The organism is Rahnella sp. PCH160, from assembly GCF_047784855.1.
Taxonomy (GTDB): domain Bacteria; phylum Pseudomonadota; class Gammaproteobacteria; order Enterobacterales; family Enterobacteriaceae; genus Rahnella.
The window spans coordinates 323,876-341,724 of record NZ_JBLOGT010000002.1; the positions used below are offsets into that span (position 1 = coordinate 323,876).

At 52.4% G+C, this 17,849-nt stretch carries 13 protein-coding genes and 2 pseudogenes; 1 reads left to right on the forward strand and 14 read right to left on the reverse strand.

The features are described from left to right. Positions 1-338: 338 nt before the first annotated feature. From ACM5QY_RS24385 to ACM5QY_RS24405, 5 genes and pseudogenes are all read right to left on the reverse strand, one after another. Positions 339-2,504, reverse strand: coding sequence for a tyrosine-type recombinase/integrase (locus ACM5QY_RS24385; RefSeq protein WP_416123232.1), 2,166 nt, complete (start codon positions 2,502-2,504; stop codon positions 339-341). Then, complete coding sequence (locus tag ACM5QY_RS24390) at positions 2,501-3,493, reverse strand: tyrosine-type recombinase/integrase (RefSeq protein WP_416123233.1); 993 nt, start codon at positions 3,491-3,493, stop codon at positions 2,501-2,503. The genes ACM5QY_RS24385 and ACM5QY_RS24390 overlap by 4 nt, the downstream gene beginning before the upstream one ends. A gap of 69 nt (positions 3,494-3,562) precedes the next feature. Further along, a pseudogene (locus ACM5QY_RS24395) lies at positions 3,563-3,790 on the reverse strand (Y-family DNA polymerase); the annotation flags it as partial. Next, positions 3,774-4,211 carry a translesion error-prone DNA polymerase V autoproteolytic subunit gene (umuD, locus tag ACM5QY_RS24400; protein WP_416123234.1) on the reverse strand — a complete coding sequence of 146 codons (438 nt, stop codon included), beginning with the start codon at positions 4,209-4,211 and terminating at the stop codon, positions 3,774-3,776. The gene umuD and the pseudogene ACM5QY_RS24395, both read right to left, overlap by 17 nt. Before the next feature lie 313 nt (positions 4,212-4,524). After that, on the reverse strand, positions 4,525-5,445 hold the full coding sequence (locus ACM5QY_RS24405; RefSeq protein ID WP_416123235.1) for a LysR substrate-binding domain-containing protein: 921 nt from the start codon (positions 5,443-5,445) through the stop codon (positions 4,525-4,527). A 95-nt stretch (positions 5,446-5,540) separates the two neighbouring features. Between ACM5QY_RS24405 and ACM5QY_RS24410 the strand changes: the two genes are divergently transcribed. Continuing rightward, positions 5,541-6,395 carry an aldo/keto reductase family oxidoreductase gene (locus ACM5QY_RS24410; RefSeq protein WP_416123236.1) on the forward strand — a complete coding sequence of 285 codons (855 nt, stop codon included), beginning with the start codon at positions 5,541-5,543 and terminating at the stop codon, positions 6,393-6,395. Between the two features lie 185 nt (positions 6,396-6,580). Here the strand turns inward: ACM5QY_RS24410 and ACM5QY_RS24415 are convergent. From ACM5QY_RS24415 to ACM5QY_RS24455, 9 genes and pseudogenes are all read right to left on the reverse strand, one after another. Next, a pseudogene (locus ACM5QY_RS24415) lies at positions 6,581-6,826 on the reverse strand (RpiB/LacA/LacB family sugar-phosphate isomerase); the annotation flags it as partial. Between the two features lie 255 nt (positions 6,827-7,081). Next, positions 7,082-8,554 carry a pyridoxal phosphate-dependent decarboxylase family protein gene (locus ACM5QY_RS24420; protein WP_416123237.1) on the reverse strand — a complete coding sequence of 491 codons (1,473 nt, stop codon included), beginning with the start codon at positions 8,552-8,554 and terminating at the stop codon, positions 7,082-7,084. A gap of 18 nt (positions 8,555-8,572) precedes the next feature. Then, positions 8,573-9,958 carry a diaminobutyrate--2-oxoglutarate transaminase gene (locus ACM5QY_RS24425; RefSeq protein WP_416123238.1) on the reverse strand — a complete coding sequence of 462 codons (1,386 nt, stop codon included), beginning with the start codon at positions 9,956-9,958 and terminating at the stop codon, positions 8,573-8,575. A gap of 564 nt (positions 9,959-10,522) precedes the next feature. Continuing rightward, the gene (locus ACM5QY_RS24430) at positions 10,523-10,936 is read right to left on the reverse strand and encodes a hypothetical protein (protein ID WP_416123239.1); all 414 of its coding nucleotides are present in this window, start codon (positions 10,934-10,936) and stop codon (positions 10,523-10,525) included. A gap of 517 nt (positions 10,937-11,453) precedes the next feature. After that, a complete protein-coding gene (gene blaRAHN, locus ACM5QY_RS24435) occupies positions 11,454-12,341 on the reverse strand; it encodes an RAHN family extended-spectrum class A beta-lactamase (protein ID WP_416123240.1) in 888 nt (295 codons plus the stop codon). 116 nt (positions 12,342-12,457) lie between these two features. Then, positions 12,458-14,128 (reverse strand): methyl-accepting chemotaxis protein, encoded by a 1,671-nt coding sequence (locus ACM5QY_RS24440; RefSeq protein ID WP_416123241.1) that lies wholly within the window; start codon positions 14,126-14,128, stop codon positions 12,458-12,460. A gap of 356 nt (positions 14,129-14,484) precedes the next feature. Continuing rightward, on the reverse strand, positions 14,485-16,074 hold the full coding sequence (locus ACM5QY_RS24445; RefSeq protein ID WP_416123242.1) for an ABC transporter ATP-binding protein: 1,590 nt from the start codon (positions 16,072-16,074) through the stop codon (positions 14,485-14,487). Further along, positions 16,071-16,886, reverse strand: a complete 816-nt coding sequence (locus ACM5QY_RS24450; RefSeq protein ID WP_416123243.1) for an ABC transporter permease — start codon at positions 16,884-16,886, stop codon at positions 16,071-16,073. The genes ACM5QY_RS24445 and ACM5QY_RS24450 overlap by 4 nt, the downstream gene beginning before the upstream one ends. A gap of 19 nt (positions 16,887-16,905) precedes the next feature. Then, positions 16,906-17,844 carry an ABC transporter permease gene (locus tag ACM5QY_RS24455; protein ID WP_416123422.1) on the reverse strand — a complete coding sequence of 313 codons (939 nt, stop codon included), beginning with the start codon at positions 17,842-17,844 and terminating at the stop codon, positions 16,906-16,908. Positions 17,845-17,849: the final 5 nt, after the last annotated feature.

The window sequence follows — 17,849 nt, forward strand, 5'->3', positions numbered from 1 at the left end:
GCAACAAGAGACATTCCCGTCCTCACGATATGGTCTTTTCAAAGGGCATGCAGGATACCCCCTCCTAAATGACTGTGCCGTCGACTCCGTTTATAAAATACGTCAGTTGACTGAAATAGCCTCGTTGAACACTGTCGGTGCCGATAAATTCCGTTATTTAAATCTCAGCTATAATATATTCTGGCTTCGTGTAGTCGTCGCATCCGCCATGATGAGTGACGTAGTGTCTGTCAGTACTTTAGTTATATTAGTGTTTCCCTGAAATGCATTTCACTGTGATAAATTATTTTATTAAAAACAGTCAATCTAACAAACTAATGCTGATACATACATTCACGTCATTTCTTAGGAGAAATAGTGGTTGGATATTTCTTTCCATCCAGAGCGGGTATTTTTTCTATTTTCTTAATAAATGCATTTATTTTTTCAATATCTCCTTCAATAATTGTTTTTTCATCTTGAGTCAGCGGTATTTCTTCCATAAAACGTTTTACAGACGATTTACTCTCTAACGCCTGTGCGTGAGAACTACTCTTAGGCAAATTAAAATCACAACCAACACATACCATCCTGTGAGGGCAGTTACTCCAGAAAGGATTCGTGCAGTACGAATTACCAAGATCATAGTATAATTGGGGACCGCTTTCCCCCAATGATATGATGTCCATATCTACTAGGACGCTGACCATATGTGAGATTTTATCGGCTTTGATAAAAGAAGCTGCCAGTTTCGTTGGGCGAATGCGGATGTAATGCATTGCTGATTTAGGAGAGGAATGTCCGGCCCATTGCATCAGCTCAAAAATTGACATCCCTTGTGATACGCTCGCTAGCGCTGTTAATGCCGATGCGCGTCCACGATGACTAGTGATCTTACCTTTACTGTCATGAAGCGGCATATTTGCACGAATGCAAAGCATCGGAATAATAGTTTCGTTGATGAAAGTACGACTTACTGGCTTTCCCCGGTACTGAAATAGGAAGTTTACTTTTTCACCAGTTCTTTCATCAGTCAGCGCAGCCTGTTCTTCTGGCCTTTCTTGTAACCATTCATCAATATATTTTTTTATAATTGCAGCGACTGGTTTCACGAAAGAGGTGGAAGTTTTCCCGGTAGGGACTTCAAGATAGCAAAGTGTACCTGGAGGAATGACTGAATTATCGTCCTGGATAATTTCCTCTGACTGATCCCGAATACAACTAGTCGCCAGGCGAATGATTTCATTGCTGCGCAATCCCGCATGCGTCCAAATAACCGCCATAGCCTTCATCATAGAAAGAGGATAGTGAATTTCAGTTAACATGTCTTCCCTACGTAAGTTCATGCTGGCCCATGTTAATTTTAACCAAACGGGATCATCAATAACCCGAGGGTTAACATCATTGCTAAAACTCGGAGCTCTTGGCCTGGCAAGGTGTCTCAACGGACTGAACTTTAGTTTCCCCCAATCCCAAAATTCGTAATCAAGAAAGAATCGTCGAAGTGAATATAGAAAAGCGTTTCGTGTCGAACTCATAAACGGCAGCCCTGAGCGCGCTGCCTCCCTACCTTTTGGGGCAGAGGTTAATGAAAGTTCATCAACGTTTAATCTGCCTAAGGCCGCGATGAAGTCAGCACAGGTACCAATATTCCAGTCGGATGGTTGCTTTATCTCAGGATGTTCCCGTGTCAACCAGAGTCCAGTCCTTAAAATGAAGCTGTAAATCGATTCGCGTGTTCTAGGCTGTAACACTGATGTTTCACGCCATTTTTTGCACCAGTGAACCCATTCGGGAGCAATTCCTTCGGTTGATTTTTCACGCCAGCCAAGGTAACCCCGCATGCGTATAGGACGTGAAAGAATACCTAAAGCGGCCAGCCCATGAGAAACTTTACCTACGGCTCTGGCAATCCCTTCACTTCGTTGCTGCTGGCCACGTTTCAGTAAATTCTCGGAGAAGGTTTCCAGTCGGGGATCGCCATTCTCCAGCATAAGCATACCCAGTACGGCTGACAGAAACATTTCCTGACTACGGCGTGAATATCCGAGAGAGACCAGTACCTCAAGCAAACGATTTAATTCTTGATGGAAGAAAGCTTTCCCAAAAATTGCCTGCGCGTATAAAGCTGGCTGGCGATTTTCATAGAGTCTCGGCAGTTTGTCTAAAGATCCGAGATGACAGGCAAAAGCGGCAAGAAGAGGTGCCCGAATTTGAGGTTTGTCAAAAAGTGACAGCCAGACCTCTTTAGGCCATTTCCAGCAGGGCAAATCCTGCGCAAATGTTTCCGCCAGAATAACCTGAATTAACGATTTTTCAACCGCGGAACTGGCACCACTCCGTCTGGCTATATCTTTTAGAGGCTTAACTAAATCCGGGACGGGGTGGAGAATATTTTGGTATTTTGTCCTTTGTCGCGAATTACTGATATGTACTCTCTCTTCTTCTGTCAGTGTATCTGAGAGCCGATATTGACTCTTATCAAAGGGGGAATAGGTTAAACCCGTTTTATTTTCAGGTTTCATTCTATATCTCCTGAACTGAAGACGAGCTTTGCCAGTTTGTTGTCAAGGTCAGCAATAGCTCCTGTCATTTTCAGTGCAAGATCTGCACCGGACAAGTGTAAATAAACCTGCGTGGTGCGGGGATCTCGGTGCCCTGCATAAGCAGAAAGCTCATGTAACTTCCATCCTGCTCTGGCTAAATGGGTTAACCGCAGATGGCGGAAAGTATGAGTCGAAAGCAGTGGTATATTAACGGTTTTTGCCCATTTTCTAACAATTTTACTCCAGCTCCAGTAGGTTAATGGCTGACCATAATTTCGGTCGGAGAAAGAGCGGAAAATGGCTCCACCAGAATAACCTTGCATGCGTAAAGTGGTTAGATGGGCAATGAGCACTGGTGTTATTTCGGGGTTGTAACAGACAACACGTTCGCGTCTATTTTTAGTATTTTCAGCGCGGATATGAATTAGACGATGACCGACGTCAAGATCCTCAATACAGAGCTGGCTGACTTCGTTGCGTCGTAACGCTCCATAATAGGCAAAGGCGAGCATGAGCCGATCCCGGACAGGAGCTTTGGCGACAAAAGTAAGCAATGTCAGCCACATACTATCATCGGGTATTCTAGGCATTCTGACCTGTCGCGGAATCAGCCCGCGCCCGCTGTAAATGGGGCTCGCAGAGACTGCTCGTAATACAGGATTATTTTGAGACAAATTATAGTAGCCAAGATAATCATACCAAAGGCGAATAGCGGAAATCCGCAATTGCAGTGTTGAATTGGCAACAGCATTTTCCATTCCGGGTAACTGTAAGCGTATGTAGCCAGAAATATCTTCAAAGTTTGCGGTAGTTGGCTCAACCTCCTGCTCTGCGCAGTGGCGGAGATAATGATGCATTGCTCTTCGATATGCTTTGATGGTGGCACTGGCGTGCCCAATGTCGCAAAGAAGACCTAGCCATTTTTCAACCAGGAGTATGCAAGTCAGAATATGTGGATTTTCAGTCATAGCATATACCTCTCTGAATTAACTTATACAGTTTAGGTCATGTGATGTTGCATTCCACTTAACTTACTAAAGTTCGTAGTTGCTGCTAAAAACAACTACGCCGTGCTGCTGAAAAAGGGCTTTTTGTTTGAAGTACGGCGCGCCCATTTTAATTTTAAGCTTCTTCGCTTCCGCCGAAAGCGCTATCACGCAGCCGTCATTATTGGAAAGCACCACGACAGGTTTGCCTTGCAGATCCGGACGCCAGGCAACTTCGCAACTTGCGTAGAACGAGTTCACATCAGCGAGCGCGTACATTTCGATGCATCGTGCTGATAACGGTGGTCACAACGCCGACGATCTCGACTTCTCTTTCTGCATTAAGGGGAATGGGCGCATAGGCCGGGTTTTCCGCCCGCAAATGAGGATGCGGGTGGAGCATCAGCCGTTTAACCGTAAACTCCCCGTCCAGGCTGGCGACCACGATGTCATTGTGGCCAGGCTTCAGGCTGAAATCGACCAGCAACAGGGAGCCATCAATAATCGCCGCATCCCGCATGGAATCGCCGGAGACTTTAAGCACATACGTAGAAGAAGGATGGGCAATCAGGTGCGCCACCAGATCGATGCCTTTCTCAACATAATCCGCCGCCGGGCTGGGAAAGCCCGCAGCAATAGGGTTTAAATACAAAGGAATATCTGTTTTTTGCTGCCGTGCGGCGATTTTGTAAAGCATCATGGGTGGGTTCCTGCAACAATACTGTGTTTATGTACAGTATAGTTAATCAGGAGCTCAGATCAATGCCTGCCCGCGCCGATACACTGACCTGACGCCTCACGCATGACTATCGTGTTGATCTCGCTGAGAAGAATTTTTTTGGCGATTTCTTCTGACAGGGCGATGTCTTTTGACGGGCCAAAAGACAGCACGAGCTTGCCGGACTGGCTGGCCTGCTTAACGATGGAAGTACTCGGGGGGGCTGGACAGTACCGGGCCACTGGCCGCCAGGCCGCAGACCCGACGATCATCCCGGCCTGAGCGAATTCGGGTTTTAACCGGCCGACGCGCGGTTCAGATTGTCTTCGCGGACAAAATCGATAAACGCCTGCAAAGGCGCGGGGATCAGGCGGCGATCGTTGTAATAAAGATACGGGCCTGAAAATGACAGCCACCACGGCTGTAAGATGGCTTCCAGTTTGCCGCTGACGATGGCCGGCGCCAGCCAGTTTTCGAACAGATAGATGATCCCCGCCCCCGCTATTGCGGCTTCCACGGCCAGATCCACCGTGCCGCCGACACTGACCACCAGCGGACCATTCACCTGCACGCTGAGGTTTTCGCCGTCACGCTCAAACGCCCAGTCAGGCATATTGCCGCTGGCATAACGGCCACGCAGACAGCGATGCTCAATCAGCTCCCGCGGATGCTCAGGCCTGCCGTGCACGTCGAGGTACGCAGGGGACGCCGCCGCCGTATAACGCTGACGGCGCGGCCCGATAGGCAGCGCCACCATGTCCTGCTCAAGACGCTCGTCGTAGCGAATACCGGCATCGCAGCCGTCACGAAACACATCCTGCACATTACTTTCTGCGATGATTTCCAGCTGAATATCCGGATAACGCCTGAGAAACTCCGGCACCAGCGCAGGTAAAACCAGCCGCGTTGCGCTGACCGGCACGTTCAGACGCAGCGTGCCGCCAGGCGTATTACGATAACGATTGAGCGCATCGAGCGCGGCGTTCACCTCATTCATGGCGGGCTGTAAACGCTCCATCAGCGCCCTGCCGGCTTCGGTCAGCACCACTGTGCGGGTCGTCCGGTGAAAAAGCCGGATGCCGAGCTGCTGCTCGGCGCGGCGCACCGCGTCACTGAGCCGCGACGCATTACTGCCGGTGACGCGCGCCGCCTCACGAAATCCACCGGCCTTCGCGACTTCAACTACGGCATGCAACAGGGCAATATCAATCGACATTGTGCGTAACCTCGTACAGTTTGTCCTGATTTTACCGGATAGTTGCACAACCAGCGCCCCGTTACAATTAATGCACACTCACAGAGGAGAATTCCATGTCACAGCCTTCAATGACTTATCGCCTCGGCGATCACGAAGTGGGACGCTTAGGTTACGGCGCTATGCAACTGGCGGGGCCAGGCGTTTTTGGCCCGGTGAAAGATGAAGCACGGGGTATTCAGGTGTTGCGCGACGCCCTCGCCAGCGGCGTGAATCATATCGATACCAGCGATTTTTACGGCCCGCATGAAACCAACAGGCTGATCAAAAAAGCGCTGCATCCCTACCCTGATAACCTGTGCATTGTGACCAAAGTTGGCGCGAGCCGCGATGCAAAAGGCGGATGGCTACCGGCCTTCAGCCCGCAGGAACTGACGCAGGCGGTGGAAGATAACCTGCAAAACCTGGGGCTGGAGGCGATGGACGTGGTAAATCTGCGCAGTATGCTCGATGTCTACAAGCCGAAAGAAGGTTCGCTGGAACCGCAACTGAAAGCGCTGATCAGGCTGAAAGAACGCGGATTAATTCGTCATATTGGCCTGAGCAACGTTACAGCAAAACAGGTCGCCGATGCGCAGAAACTGACGAAGATAGCCTGCGTGCAGAACATGTATAACCTGGCGAACCGGCACGACGATGCACTGGTTGATGCACTGTCCGAACAGGGCATCGCGTATGTGCCCTTCTTCCCGCTGGGCGGTTTTTCGCCGTTGCAATCCACGTTGCTCGATGACGTAGCGGCCACATTACAGGCGACGCCGATGCAGGTCGCGCTGGCCTGGCTGCTCAAACGCTCTCCAAATATTTTGCTGATCCCCGGCACGTCGTCGCCGCAGCATTTACAGGAAAATCTGGCGAGTGCTCAGTTGGAATTGTCTGACGAAGTGATGGAAAAGCTCAACGGAATATAGGGCTGGCCGTAACAACGGGAGTGACAAACATCAGCCATTCTGTCCAACTCGTCCTTGTACAGAATGGCTTTTTATTGTCATCCGCTAACCCACGTCTCCAGTGCCTTTAGCCAGCGCGATCTGCTCTTTAAGTACCGTCATCGCGTCCTTATAAGGTATGTCTTTGCGGAATAATCCTGCGGTGCCCCAATCACGCGTGAACCGAAGGAAAGAATATTAGTGTTGTTATGCTCGCGGGATAATTTCGCCGAATACGGTTCGCTGCAAACCACGGCGCGTATTCCATGAACTTTATTCGCCGCAGTGGAAATACCAATGCCGGAACCGCAAAATAAAATCCCTAAATCAGCCTCACCGGAAACCACCGCGTCTGCCACCGCCTTACCGTATATCGGATAATCTGTGCGGGCATTCTCATGAGCGCCTTTGCCTTTTCTGATCACGCCTTTTGCGCCGCAGCTTTTCAGCAAGGCGTCATCGATCTGAAAGAGAAGTCAGGTTAGCATTCATATCAGCGGCAGTGAATGTCTTGGTTTACGTTTTCGCGAACATAAAACTAAAGGCTTTCATTGCCGTTTTCTATTTGTTCTCGCTAAAGCGCGATGAACCTAAAAAAAAGCCGGTAACACCTGAAAAGTGTTACCGGCTTTTTGCTGCGTTCTGAGTCAAAACCTGGTTTAGAAAACTTACTGGTTCAGCAGTTGCTGTGCGGTTTTCTCAACCAGCGCCAGCAGGACTTTAACATCCTCCAGCGTCACGGTCGGGTTCAGCAGCGTCAGTTTCAGACAGGTTACGCCGTTATGCTCGGTCACGCCCACGTTGGCACGGCCCGAATCCAGCAGCGCATCGCCGATTTTCTGGTTCAGCAGCGCAATGGCCGCATCGCTGGCGGTCGCCAGTTGCTGTGGACGATAACGGAACAACACGCTCGCCAGCTGAGGCTTCATCACCAGTTCAAGCGAGGCTTCAGAAGTCACGAACTGCGCAACGTCTTGTGCCAGCGTCACACCGTGGTCGATGATTTCGGCATACTGTTTCTGGCCCAACGCTTCCAGACCCATCCACAGTTTCAGTGCATCGAAACGGCGGGTGGTTTGCAGCGATTTAGACACCAGATTTGGCACACCAGCCGCTTCGTCGAACTCAGAGTTCAGGTAAGCCGCCTGATAGCGCATCAGCTCGTAGTGACGCTCTTCTTTGAGCAGGAACGCGCCGCAGCTGATGGTCTGGAAGAACTGTTTGTGGAAGTCCAACGTAATGGAATCCACCAGCTCAATACCGTCGAGATAATGACGATATTTCTCAGACAGCAGCAACGCACCGCCCCACGCCGCGTCAACGTGCACCCAAATCTGGTGCTCTGCGGCCAGTTCAGCAATTTTACGCAGCGGGTCGATAGCACCGGCGTCGGTGGTACCGGCCGTTGCGACGATCGCCAGGATCTGCTCGCCGTTGGCCTGAGCCTGTGCCACTTTCTCGCGTAAATCGTTGAAATCCATACGGGCGAATTCATCGGTTTTCACAAGCGTCACAGACTGATAGCCGAGGCCCAGCAATGCCATGTTCTTCTGCACAGAGAAGTGCGCGTTTTCAGAACATAACACTTTAATTTTACGCAGATTACCGGTCAGACCATCCTGCTGGATGGAGTGTCCCTGACGGGCGAAGAACGCATCACGCGCCAGCATCAGCCCCATCAGATTGCTCTGGGTGCCGCCGCTGGTGAACACGCCCGCGTCGCCTGCCTGATAACCGACCTGAGTACGCAGCCATTCAATCAGCTTCATCTCAATGATGGTCGCTGACGGGCTTTGGTCCCAGGAATCCATGCTCTGGTTAGTGGCGTTAATCAGCACTTCCGCCGCCTGGCTGATCACCAGACTCGGGCAATGCAAATGCGCCACGCACTGCGGGTGATGCACCGACAGGCTGTCTTTCAGGAAATATTCAATCGCACGTTCAATCGCCGCCTGGTTGCCCAGGCCCTGAGGATTGAAATCCAACGTAATACGCTCACGCAGTTCGGCAACACTTTTACCCTGATACATCTCAGGTTGTTGCAACCATTGCACAACAGCAGCGCTGCTTTGTGCAATGGCCTGCTGGTAGGCTTCAGTGCTTTGCGCTGAGCCTGCCAGAATTGGGTTTAACTCGGACATCAGAATCTCTTACTCCGCTCAGACAGGTTTGATGCCAGCCGCCAGAAGCGCCTGCTCAAACTTATCGAGGAAAATACCCAGCTCATCGTTGGTGATCAGCAGGGAAGGCAACAGGCGCAGCACGCAGCCGTTACGGCCGCCGCGCTCCAGGATCAGACCCGCTTCGAAGCATTTTTTCTGCAACAGTGCAGACAAATCGCCATCAGCCGGGTAACAACCCATGTGATCCTGCGCTTCGTTGGGTTTGACGATCTCGATACCGATCATTAAGCCCAGCCCGCGTACATGACCGATGACCGGGTAACGTTTTTGCAGGTCAGCCAGTTTGCCTTTCAGCCATTCACCCTGTGCGGCGACTTTTTCTGCAATCTTTTGGTCTTTCAAGATTTTCAGCGTCGTCAGGCCGGTGGCCATTGCCAGCTGGTTACCACGGAACGTACCGGTGTGGTGACCTGGTGCCCAGGCATCAAACTGTTTTTTGATACCCAGAACCGCCAGTGGCAGACCGCCGCCGACCGCTTTAGACATCACGATGATATCCGGCTCGATACCCGCGTGCTCGAAGGCGAACTGTTTGCCGGTACGGCAGAAGCCAGCCTGAACTTCGTCGAGGATCAGCAAAATGCCGTGTTCCTGAGTCACTTTACGAATGCGTTGCAACCACTCAGCCGGCGCCGGGTTCACGCCGCCTTCGCCCTGAACGGCTTCGAGAATAACGGCCGCAGGTTTGCGCACGCCGCTTTCCACGTCGTTGATCAGGTTTTCGAAGTAATAGGTTAATGCTTTAACGCCAGCGTCACCGCCAATGCCCAGCGGGCAACGGTACTGGTGCGGGTAAGGCATAAACTGCACTTCCGGCATCATGCCGTTAACCGCTTCTTTCGGAGACAGGTTACCGGTTACCGCCAGCGTGGCGTGCGTCATACCGTGATAACCGCCGGAGAAGCTGATGATGCCAGAACGGCCAGTGACTTTTTTAGCCAGTTTCATCGCTGCTTCTACCGCATCCGCGCCGGACGGGCCGGTGAACTGCAGGCAATACTCTTTGCCCTGTTGCGGCAATAAAGAAAGCAGATATTCTGAGAACTGATCTTTCAACGGTGTTGTCAGATCCAGTGTATGTAACGGCAAGCCGCTGGTAATGACATTTTGGATGCTTTGCAGCACGTCCGGATGATTATGTCCAAGAGCCAGCGTACCGGCACCGGCAAGGCAATCAAGATATTGATTATTCTCAACATCGGTGATCCACACGCCATTGGCCTTCGCAATTGCTAACGGCAACTTGCGCGGATAGCTCCTGACATTCGATTCAAATTCAGCTTGTCTCGCCAAATAGGTTTCATTGTTTCCGTTTAATGAATTCGCACCTAAACTGTCAATACGGACTTTATCCGTCATCATATCTCTCCTACAACCGCAGGTTATGGAACGCTGCAATTGAATAAATGTATTTAAAAGGTAAGTACCATGAGAAAAACGCGGCCAATATATGGCTTTTTACTCTGTACCTCAATAATTTATTTTGTATAGAATTGTTTATTCTTTTTTAAAGGAATCAATATGTTGCTGATTTAGTGAACGATCATGCTGACTTAACTCCGTTACACGGTCATTAATAAAGCACTAAAAAGCACATCCTGTCCGATATACAAAGGGTAAACGCGTGAAACCACGGGAACAAAATCGCCCTTAAGTCACGATTTGTCCGCGCTGGCCGGACGTGACTACGCACCGGAGCAGAAGCCGGACAGCCGATTCCAGAACAACATGGCTATTATAGCCTGCCGGACGTTGCGTGAATGCCGATAATAAACGCCCGGACAGTAAATGGCTGAATAGTAGCCGAATATAAATTTTGAAATATATTACACCGATATAACGGCAGGTTATTATCGGAATAATTCGGACAATTATTACATCGGCCTTTATCAGAAAGAGGCTTTCCAAAACAGACTCACAGTATTGCTAGCCATTTGACGTTTGATCTTTGCCTTTGCGGTACAGATCGTAAAGCACGACGTAATCCTGAAAAACTTGCAGCAAAAATGCATCGGCGTCATGGCCAAGCGCACTGTTCGTCTGCATCTGGTAGCGGGCTTTCACCGCATCCACCCACAGTTTTTCCGACGCCGGGCCGGGTTCCTGCACCAGATACGCCAGCCAGTAGACGGTATTTTTTCTGACGGTCACCACCGGGTCCGGGCAACGGCAACACCACCAGACCGGTTCGAGAATTTTGGAAAACATCATGGTGCTGACCGTCCGCCAGGCTTGCGCGGCAAAAGGCTGCGTAGCCCACGCCCGCTGCCAGTGAACCGCTTGCCCTGTCAGTAACGACATCATCAGCGCCTGCGCGGAAGGCGAAAAAGTTTTGGTCATGTTCAGCGCTCTTCTCTTATTGTGATAAATCCCCGGAGAACTAAGAAAAATAGCCTATCTCATTCGCGACGTTGTACTTTATTTTTCTTCAGCGTATTAAATCCGAAACATCCCCGATTCATGAATTCAATTCATAATAGCGCGCTGATTTCCCCCTCTAATCTGATTAAGCCCCAGCGGCTATGCTCTGTTCCACGTTAAGCGTCTGCTGTATTCATAATTATAAAATCACAGGATTTCGTGATTACAGGATTATTAATCCAATAACGCATCGCGGATCCCACGGGAACTGAACAAGCGATTGAGCTTATCCGCGACAATCCCCTTTTTAGATGTCAGAAAACCGGCCATATGAAAACTCCCTTTCAAGAAATGAGTGTGTTTTACAGGAAAACAATAACAAAGCGGGGAAGTACGGCAGTAAGGGGAAGCGTCTTAAAAGTCTGAAAACGGCGGAAAGTTTTCCGCCGGGCTTTCATAAAAGTGACGTGCTGAAAGGCGTCACAGAAAGGGAAAATCAGTAGCCCTGCGTGACGATTTTCGCGGCAGAAGCCAGAACGTCACGGCGGGATTTTGCATCCTGCTGCGGCTGCGTGAAATAGGTCACCAGAATCAGCGGCGCATGGTTTTCAGGCCAGATAACCGCAATGTCGTTGGTGGTGCCGTAGTCGCCACTGCCGGTTTTATCACCCACAATCCACTGAGCCGGAAGCCCTGCGCGGATGCTCATCGCGCCGGTCGTATTGCCCTTCATCCACGCCACCAGTTGCGCCTGTTGCGGTTTTGCCAGTCCGTCACCCAGCGCATTTTTTTGCAGGCTGAGCGCCATCGCGCGTGGTGTAGAGGTATCACGTTCGTCGCCGGGAATGGCGGTGTTCAGCGTCGGTTCGGTACGATCCAGACGGAAGGTATTATCCCCCAACGTGCGCGCGTATTCCGTCACTTTTTGCGGGCCGCCAAGGTGTTCGATCAGTTTATTCATCCCGACATTATCGCTGTACTGCAACGCGGCGGCCGCCAGTTCGCCGAGAGTCATCGTGCCGTTAACGTGTTTTTCGGCAATCGGATTGTAATTCACCAGATCCGATTTTTTGATGCTCACCGGCTGCGCCAGCAAGTCTTTATGCGTTTCGCTCTGCTTAAGAATGGCCGACGCCGCCATAAATTTACTGGTGCTGCACATCGCAAAACGCTCATCAGCGCGGTAGGCGATATGTGAATTGTCGGCGGTATCAATCAGCATTACGCCAAGACGGCCACCGCTGTCTTTTTCCAGTGCAGCGAGTTGCTGCTGAACCGACGTCATTTTTGTGGCCGTTTGCGCATAAGACATCGCGCTAAACGCGATCATCGGGATTACTGCCGCCGCCATCAGCGCCGTTTTTCGCAGGGTCATTTTCATCATTAAAGCCTTCTCCTTTATGTTGGCGCAGGGATTATGGCAAAAAAACGGCGGCAGAAAAGTAAAAAACCCGATACTGAGTACCGGGCTTTGAGAAATACGCAGAAAAAATCAGAAAATCAGAACGTTTCCCACGAGCCTTCATCAGCGCTGGCGGCTGGCGAGACACGGCGGTTTGGCAGCAACGCCGGGGAATTTGCCTGCGTCGCTTTGCGCACGGCGGATGCCGCCGTGCCCGGACTGACTTTGAAAATGCTGATGGCCTGCGACAGACGCTCCGCCTGCTCATTCAGCGAATATGCTGCTGAAGACGCTTCCTGAACCAGTGCGGCGTTCTGCTGCGTCACTTCGTCCATCTGGTTAATGGCTTTGTTGATCTCTTCGATACCGGTGCTTTGTTCGTTGCTGGCAATGGCGATTTCACCCACGATATCCGTGACGTTTTTCACGCTGGAGACCACTTCGGCCATCGTTGCGCCCGCTTTGGCAACCAGTTGCGTACCGTTATCGACTTTCGAGACGGAATCGTCGATCAGCACTTTGATCTCTTTCGCGGCACTGGCGGAACGTTGCGCCAGATTGCGCACTTCAGAAGCCACCACGGCAAACCCACGCCCCTGCTCACCGGCACGCGCGGCTTCTACCGCAGCGTTCAGCGCCAGAATATTGGTCTGGAATGCAATGCCATCAATGACCGAAATGATATCGACAATTTTGCGCGAAGAGACATTAATGCCTTCCATCGTGTTCACAACCTGCCCGACCACTTCGCCGCCCTGCACCGCCACGCGGGAAGCCTGCGCCGCAAGCTGATTGGCCTGACGCGCGTTATCAGCGTTCTGTTTCACCGTCGCGGTCATCTGTTCCATCGCCGAGGCGGTTTCTTCCAGCGAGCTGGCCTGCTGCTCAGTGCGGGAGGACAAATCCAGATTTCCGGCTGCAATTTCGCTGGACGCGCTGTTGATGGCATTCGTCCCGGCACGAACTTCTGTCACGATCTTGAGCAGATTTTCGTTCATGTTTTTCAGGCCCTGCATAAGCTGGCCGGTTTCGTCGCTGGAGCTCACCTGAATCTGCGTGGTCAGATCGCCTGCCGCCACATTTTCGGCCACTTTCACCGCATTAAGCAGCGGACGGGTGATGGAACGGGCCAGGAAATAGCCCATCGCCGCCGCTAACAGAATCGCCAGTGCGGAGAAAATCAGCGTGAGCTGGATGGCGGTATGCCCGTCTGCCACGGCTTTTTTGCCTTCGGCCTGCAACTGCTCATCCTGAGAATTGGCGAAAGCGGTCGCCAGATCGAGATAGGCGTTTTGCGGGATGGTCAGTTTGCGCAGCACATATTCGGTTGCACCGTCTATATCACCGGCACGGGCCAGGGCGATCAGCGACTCTTTGCCGGTTTCAAAGGCATCGCTGGCATCCTGCAAGGCTTTGATTTTTTGCTTGCCGGTCACCGTTGTCTGAATGGCTGCAATTTTGCTCATCGCCAGATTAGTTGCTTTAACGGTGTCATCAAGTTGTAAATAGCGTTTTTGGTTTTGCTCAGGATTTTTGGTATCGATAACAATTCCGCGCAAAAATTTAATCTGGTTATTGACACCGTCGCGGACATCAAATGCCAGCCGGACTTTCACATAACGATCGTTGACTATTTGCTCAATCGTGGCGTTAATGCCGTTTATTTTGGTTACCGCCGTCACACTGACGATGACTAATAACAGAATTACCAGGCTGAATGCGGCCCCCAGACGGGCACCCACCCGCATATTGTTGATCATTCGAAACATTATCACTCCCTAAATTCCCGGCCAATAAATGAATACAACACAATTCAGACTGCTAATGATTGCATAGCGAAATTACTGCTAATTCTCTTTTAAATAATCCGATATCCCTTATCTGAAATTAATTTTTAAAGCGGGGATAATGGCCTTAAAAATATTGACGGCTCAGGAAGGTTATCGGTAAAAATAAAGAGATCTTTAGTGAATGAATTATTAGGGAAGTGTAAAGAGAAATGAATCAGAAAGGTTTATTACTGTACAAAAAAGGGATTGCGATTTACTCCTCCCCTTCGCAGGGGAGGGAGCCAGCCTGACTCAGGTCCGGGATTGCAGCGATAATTTCCATAAGTCCCCGCGTATTAGCTGGCGAACATTTCCGCCAGCCAGCCGGTGCGCATTTCCGGTACCGAATGCAGCAACTCGCGGGTGTAATCGTCCAGCGGTTCACTCAGCGCAGACGCCACCGGCCCCTGGCGCACAATTACGCCCTGTTTCAGCACCGCCACTTCATCGGCAATCTCGCGCACCACCTGCAAATCATGCGTGATAAACAGGTAGGCGATGCCGGTGTCCTGCTGAATTTTACGCAGCAGCGCCAGCACGTCACGCGCCACCAGCGGGTCTAAGGCTGACGTTGGCTCGTCACACACAATCAGTTTTGGCTCCGCCGCCAGCGCCCGCGCAATGCATACGCGTTGTTTCTGACCGCCGGACAGCGCCGAAGGGAAACGCTCTGCAAGTTCCGCATGAAGGCCGACCTGCGCCAGCAGTTCGCTGACTTTAGCCTGCCGCTCGAGGCGGTTCAGCCCGGTGAAACATTCCAGCACGCGGGAAATCTGCCCGCCAATGCGCTCTTTCGGGTTCAGCGCCGTATCGGGGATCTGATGAATCAGTTGCACATCGCGCAACTGCGGACGGCTGCGCTGACGCAAACCCGCCGGCAGCGTTTGCTGTTCCAGCGTCACCTCCCCTGTTTCCGGGCTGAGCAATCCGCAAATCACTTTGCCGAGCGTCGATTTACCCGAACCGGATTCGCCGATCACCGCCAGCGTGCGCCCACGTGGCAGGTTCAGCGAAATATCCTGCAAGACCGGCTGCGACTGATAACGCGCACTGATATTGCGCAGACTCAGCGCCACCGGTGCGTCACCGGTTTGCGGCGTTTTGGCTTCGCCCTGCGCATTCAGCAGACGCCGTGTGTATTCCTGCTGTGGCTGCGCCAGCAGTTGCGCGGTCGGTGCCTGTTCCACGGTTTTTCCGTGCTGCAACACCATGATTTTGTCACTGATTTGAGCGACAACGGCCAGATCATGACTGATATAAATCGCCGCCACGCCGGAAATGCGGATCACATCGGCAATGGCTTTCAGCACGCCAAGCTGTGTGGTGACATCCAGCGCGGTCGTCGGCTCATCAAAAATCAGCAGTTCCGGGTTCGCACACAGCGCCATCGCAATCATCGCGCGCTGCAACTGACCGCCGGAAACCTGATGCGGATAACGCTGATAAAACGCCTGCGGCTGCGGTAAACCGAGCAGCTCAAACAGTTCAATGGCACGCGCCTGTGCCTGCTGGCGGTTGTAGATTTTGTGTTTCAGCGCCGCTTCAATCACCTGTTCGCCCAGCGTCATCGCCGGGTTAAATGCCGCACCGGCTGACTGCGCCACGTAGGCAATATGGCGCCCTCGGATCTGGCGTAAACGCCGGTCAGAGAGCGACGTGAGGTCCTGCCCGTTAAAGACAATACTGCCGGAATGAATGCGCATTCCCTGACGGCAATGGCCGAGAATTGCCAGCCCGATGGTGGATTTCCCCGCGCCGGACTCGCCAATCAGCCCCAGCACTTCGCCGCGTTTGACGGTAAAAGAAATGTCATCGACCAGCGTTCGCGGGTTTTTACCGGCGGACACCACGCGCAAATTTTCTGTTTTGAGTAATACATCGCTCATGATTTTTTCCCCCAGACGCGGGTCGAACCGCTCATCAGCCAGTCGGCGACGGCGTTCACCGCCAGCGCCAGCACGGCAATCGCGCCACCGGGGATCAGTGCCGCCCAGACGCCAAACAGAATGCCGTCTTTATTGTCCCGCGCCAGTCCGCCCCAGTCGGCGGTCGGTGGCTGAACACCCAGGCCGAGGAACGACAGCGCCGACAAGAAGAGCAAGATGAAAATGAAACGCAGGCCAAATTCGGCAATCAGCGTCTGTAAGGCATTAGGCAAAATCACCCGCCAGAGGATCCAGCCAAGGCTTTCGCCGCGCAGACGCGCCACATCGACAAATTCCATCACGCCGATATCCGTCGCCAGCGATCTCGCCACGCGCAGCACGCGGGTGGATTCAAGCAGCCCGAGAACCAGCGTCAGGGTCAGCAAGGTTTTCGGCAGAACGGCCAGCACGATCAGCGCCAGAATCAGCGTCGGGATCGCCATCACGATATCGTTGCAGCGGGAAATCACCTGATCCAGCCAGCCGCCGCGTAATCCGGCGATAAAGCCCAGCGTGCAGCCGACCGAAAAGGCCACCAGCGCCGCCAGCGCGGTGACGCCCAGCGAAACACGGGTGCCCCAGATGAGACGCGAAAGCAGATCACGTCCGAGATTATCCGTCCCCAGCAGCGCATTCGGCCCCGGCAGATCCCACGACATCCCCAGCGTTTTATCCGGTGCGTGCGGCGCGAGCCACGGCGCAAAAATCGCGATAAGTATAAAGAGACTCAGCACCAGCAGGCCGAGTATCGAGGCAGGTTTTAAGCCAGGCATTGCAGCAGTTCCTAAAAATTTAGCGGTTATGGCGTAAACGCGGATTGGCGACCAGCGCCATCACGTCTGCCAGCAAATTCAGCAGGATATAAATCCCGGCCAGCAACAGCGCGCAATCCTGCATGACCGGAATATCGCGTTTGCTGATGCTGTCGACCATGTACTGCCCCAGCCCCGGATAGACAAATACGTTCTCGACAATCACCACGCCGACCATCAGATACGCCAGATTGATCGCCACGACGTTGATAATCGGGCCGATGGCGTTCGGCAAAACGTGACGCCACAAAATGCGCGAAGGCGACAGCCCTTTCAGCAGCGCGGTATCGACATACGCGGAGCTTTGCGCAGCAATTAACGCGGCGCGGGTCATGCTGCTCATGTGCCCGAGGATCGCCAGCACCAGCGTCGCGCACGGCAGGGAAATCGCAGAAAGTTTGGCGGCCAGCGGCATGTCCGGTGAAATACTGCTGTTACTTGGTGCCCAGGCCAGCGTAATGGCGAAAATCAGGATCAGCAGATAACCGGAGAAAAATTCCGGCAGCGCAACAGTGGCGCGGGTGATGGCATTCAGGAAAGTATCGATAACACTGCCGTGATAACGCACGGAAATAAACCCGATGATTAGCGCCAGCGGAACCGCGATGGCGGCAGTGCATCCCGCCAGAAACAGCGTATTGCCAAGCCGCGTAAAAAGCGGGCCGCTGATGGCTTCGCGGGTGGAAAAACTGGTGCCGAAATCGCCGTGCAGCACGCCCAACAGCCAGCTCAGATAACGGCTGACCGCCGGTTTATCCAGCCCGAGTTGTAAGTTCAGCTCGCGGATGGCGTCCGGCGTCGCGCTCTGGCCAAGGATCGCCGTCGCGGCGTTGCCCGGCAGTAACTGCACACCGGCAAAAATCAGCACGGAAACCGCCAGCACCACCAGCACGCCATAAAACAGGCGCACCAGCACCATGCGCA

Coding starts and splice junctions, on each gene's coding strand:
- blaRAHN (WP_416123240.1), bottom strand. CDS start 12,341: ATGATGAAAATGACCCTGCGAAAAACGGCGCTGATGGCGGCGGCAGTA.
- ACM5QY_RS24410 (WP_416123236.1), top strand. CDS start 5,541: ATGTCACAGCCTTCAATGACTTATCGCCTCGGCGATCACGAAGTGGGA.
- ACM5QY_RS24390 (WP_416123233.1), bottom strand. CDS start 3,493: ATGACTGAAAATCCACATATTCTGACTTGCATACTCCTGGTTGAAAAA.
- ACM5QY_RS24430 (WP_416123239.1), bottom strand. CDS start 10,936: ATGACCAAAACTTTTTCGCCTTCCGCGCAGGCGCTGATGATGTCGTTA.
- umuD (WP_416123234.1), bottom strand. CDS start 4,211: ATGATGCTTTACAAAATCGCCGCACGGCAGCAAAAAACAGATATTCCT.
- ACM5QY_RS24450 (WP_416123243.1), bottom strand. CDS start 16,886: ATGCCTGGCTTAAAACCTGCCTCGATACTCGGCCTGCTGGTGCTGAGT.
- ACM5QY_RS24445 (WP_416123242.1), bottom strand. CDS start 16,074: ATGAGCGATGTATTACTCAAAACAGAAAATTTGCGCGTGGTGTCCGCC.
- ACM5QY_RS24385 (WP_416123232.1), bottom strand. CDS start 2,504: ATGAAACCTGAAAATAAAACGGGTTTAACCTATTCCCCCTTTGATAAG.
- ACM5QY_RS24440 (WP_416123241.1), bottom strand. CDS start 14,128: ATGTTTCGAATGATCAACAATATGCGGGTGGGTGCCCGTCTGGGGGCC.
- ACM5QY_RS24455 (WP_416123422.1), bottom strand. CDS start 17,844: ATGGTGCTGGTGCGCCTGTTTTATGGCGTGCTGGTGGTGCTGGCGGTT.
- ACM5QY_RS24405 (WP_416123235.1), bottom strand. CDS start 5,445: ATGTCGATTGATATTGCCCTGTTGCATGCCGTAGTTGAAGTCGCGAAG.
- ACM5QY_RS24420 (WP_416123237.1), bottom strand. CDS start 8,554: ATGTCCGAGTTAAACCCAATTCTGGCAGGCTCAGCGCAAAGCACTGAA.
- ACM5QY_RS24425 (WP_416123238.1), bottom strand. CDS start 9,958: ATGATGACGGATAAAGTCCGTATTGACAGTTTAGGTGCGAATTCATTA.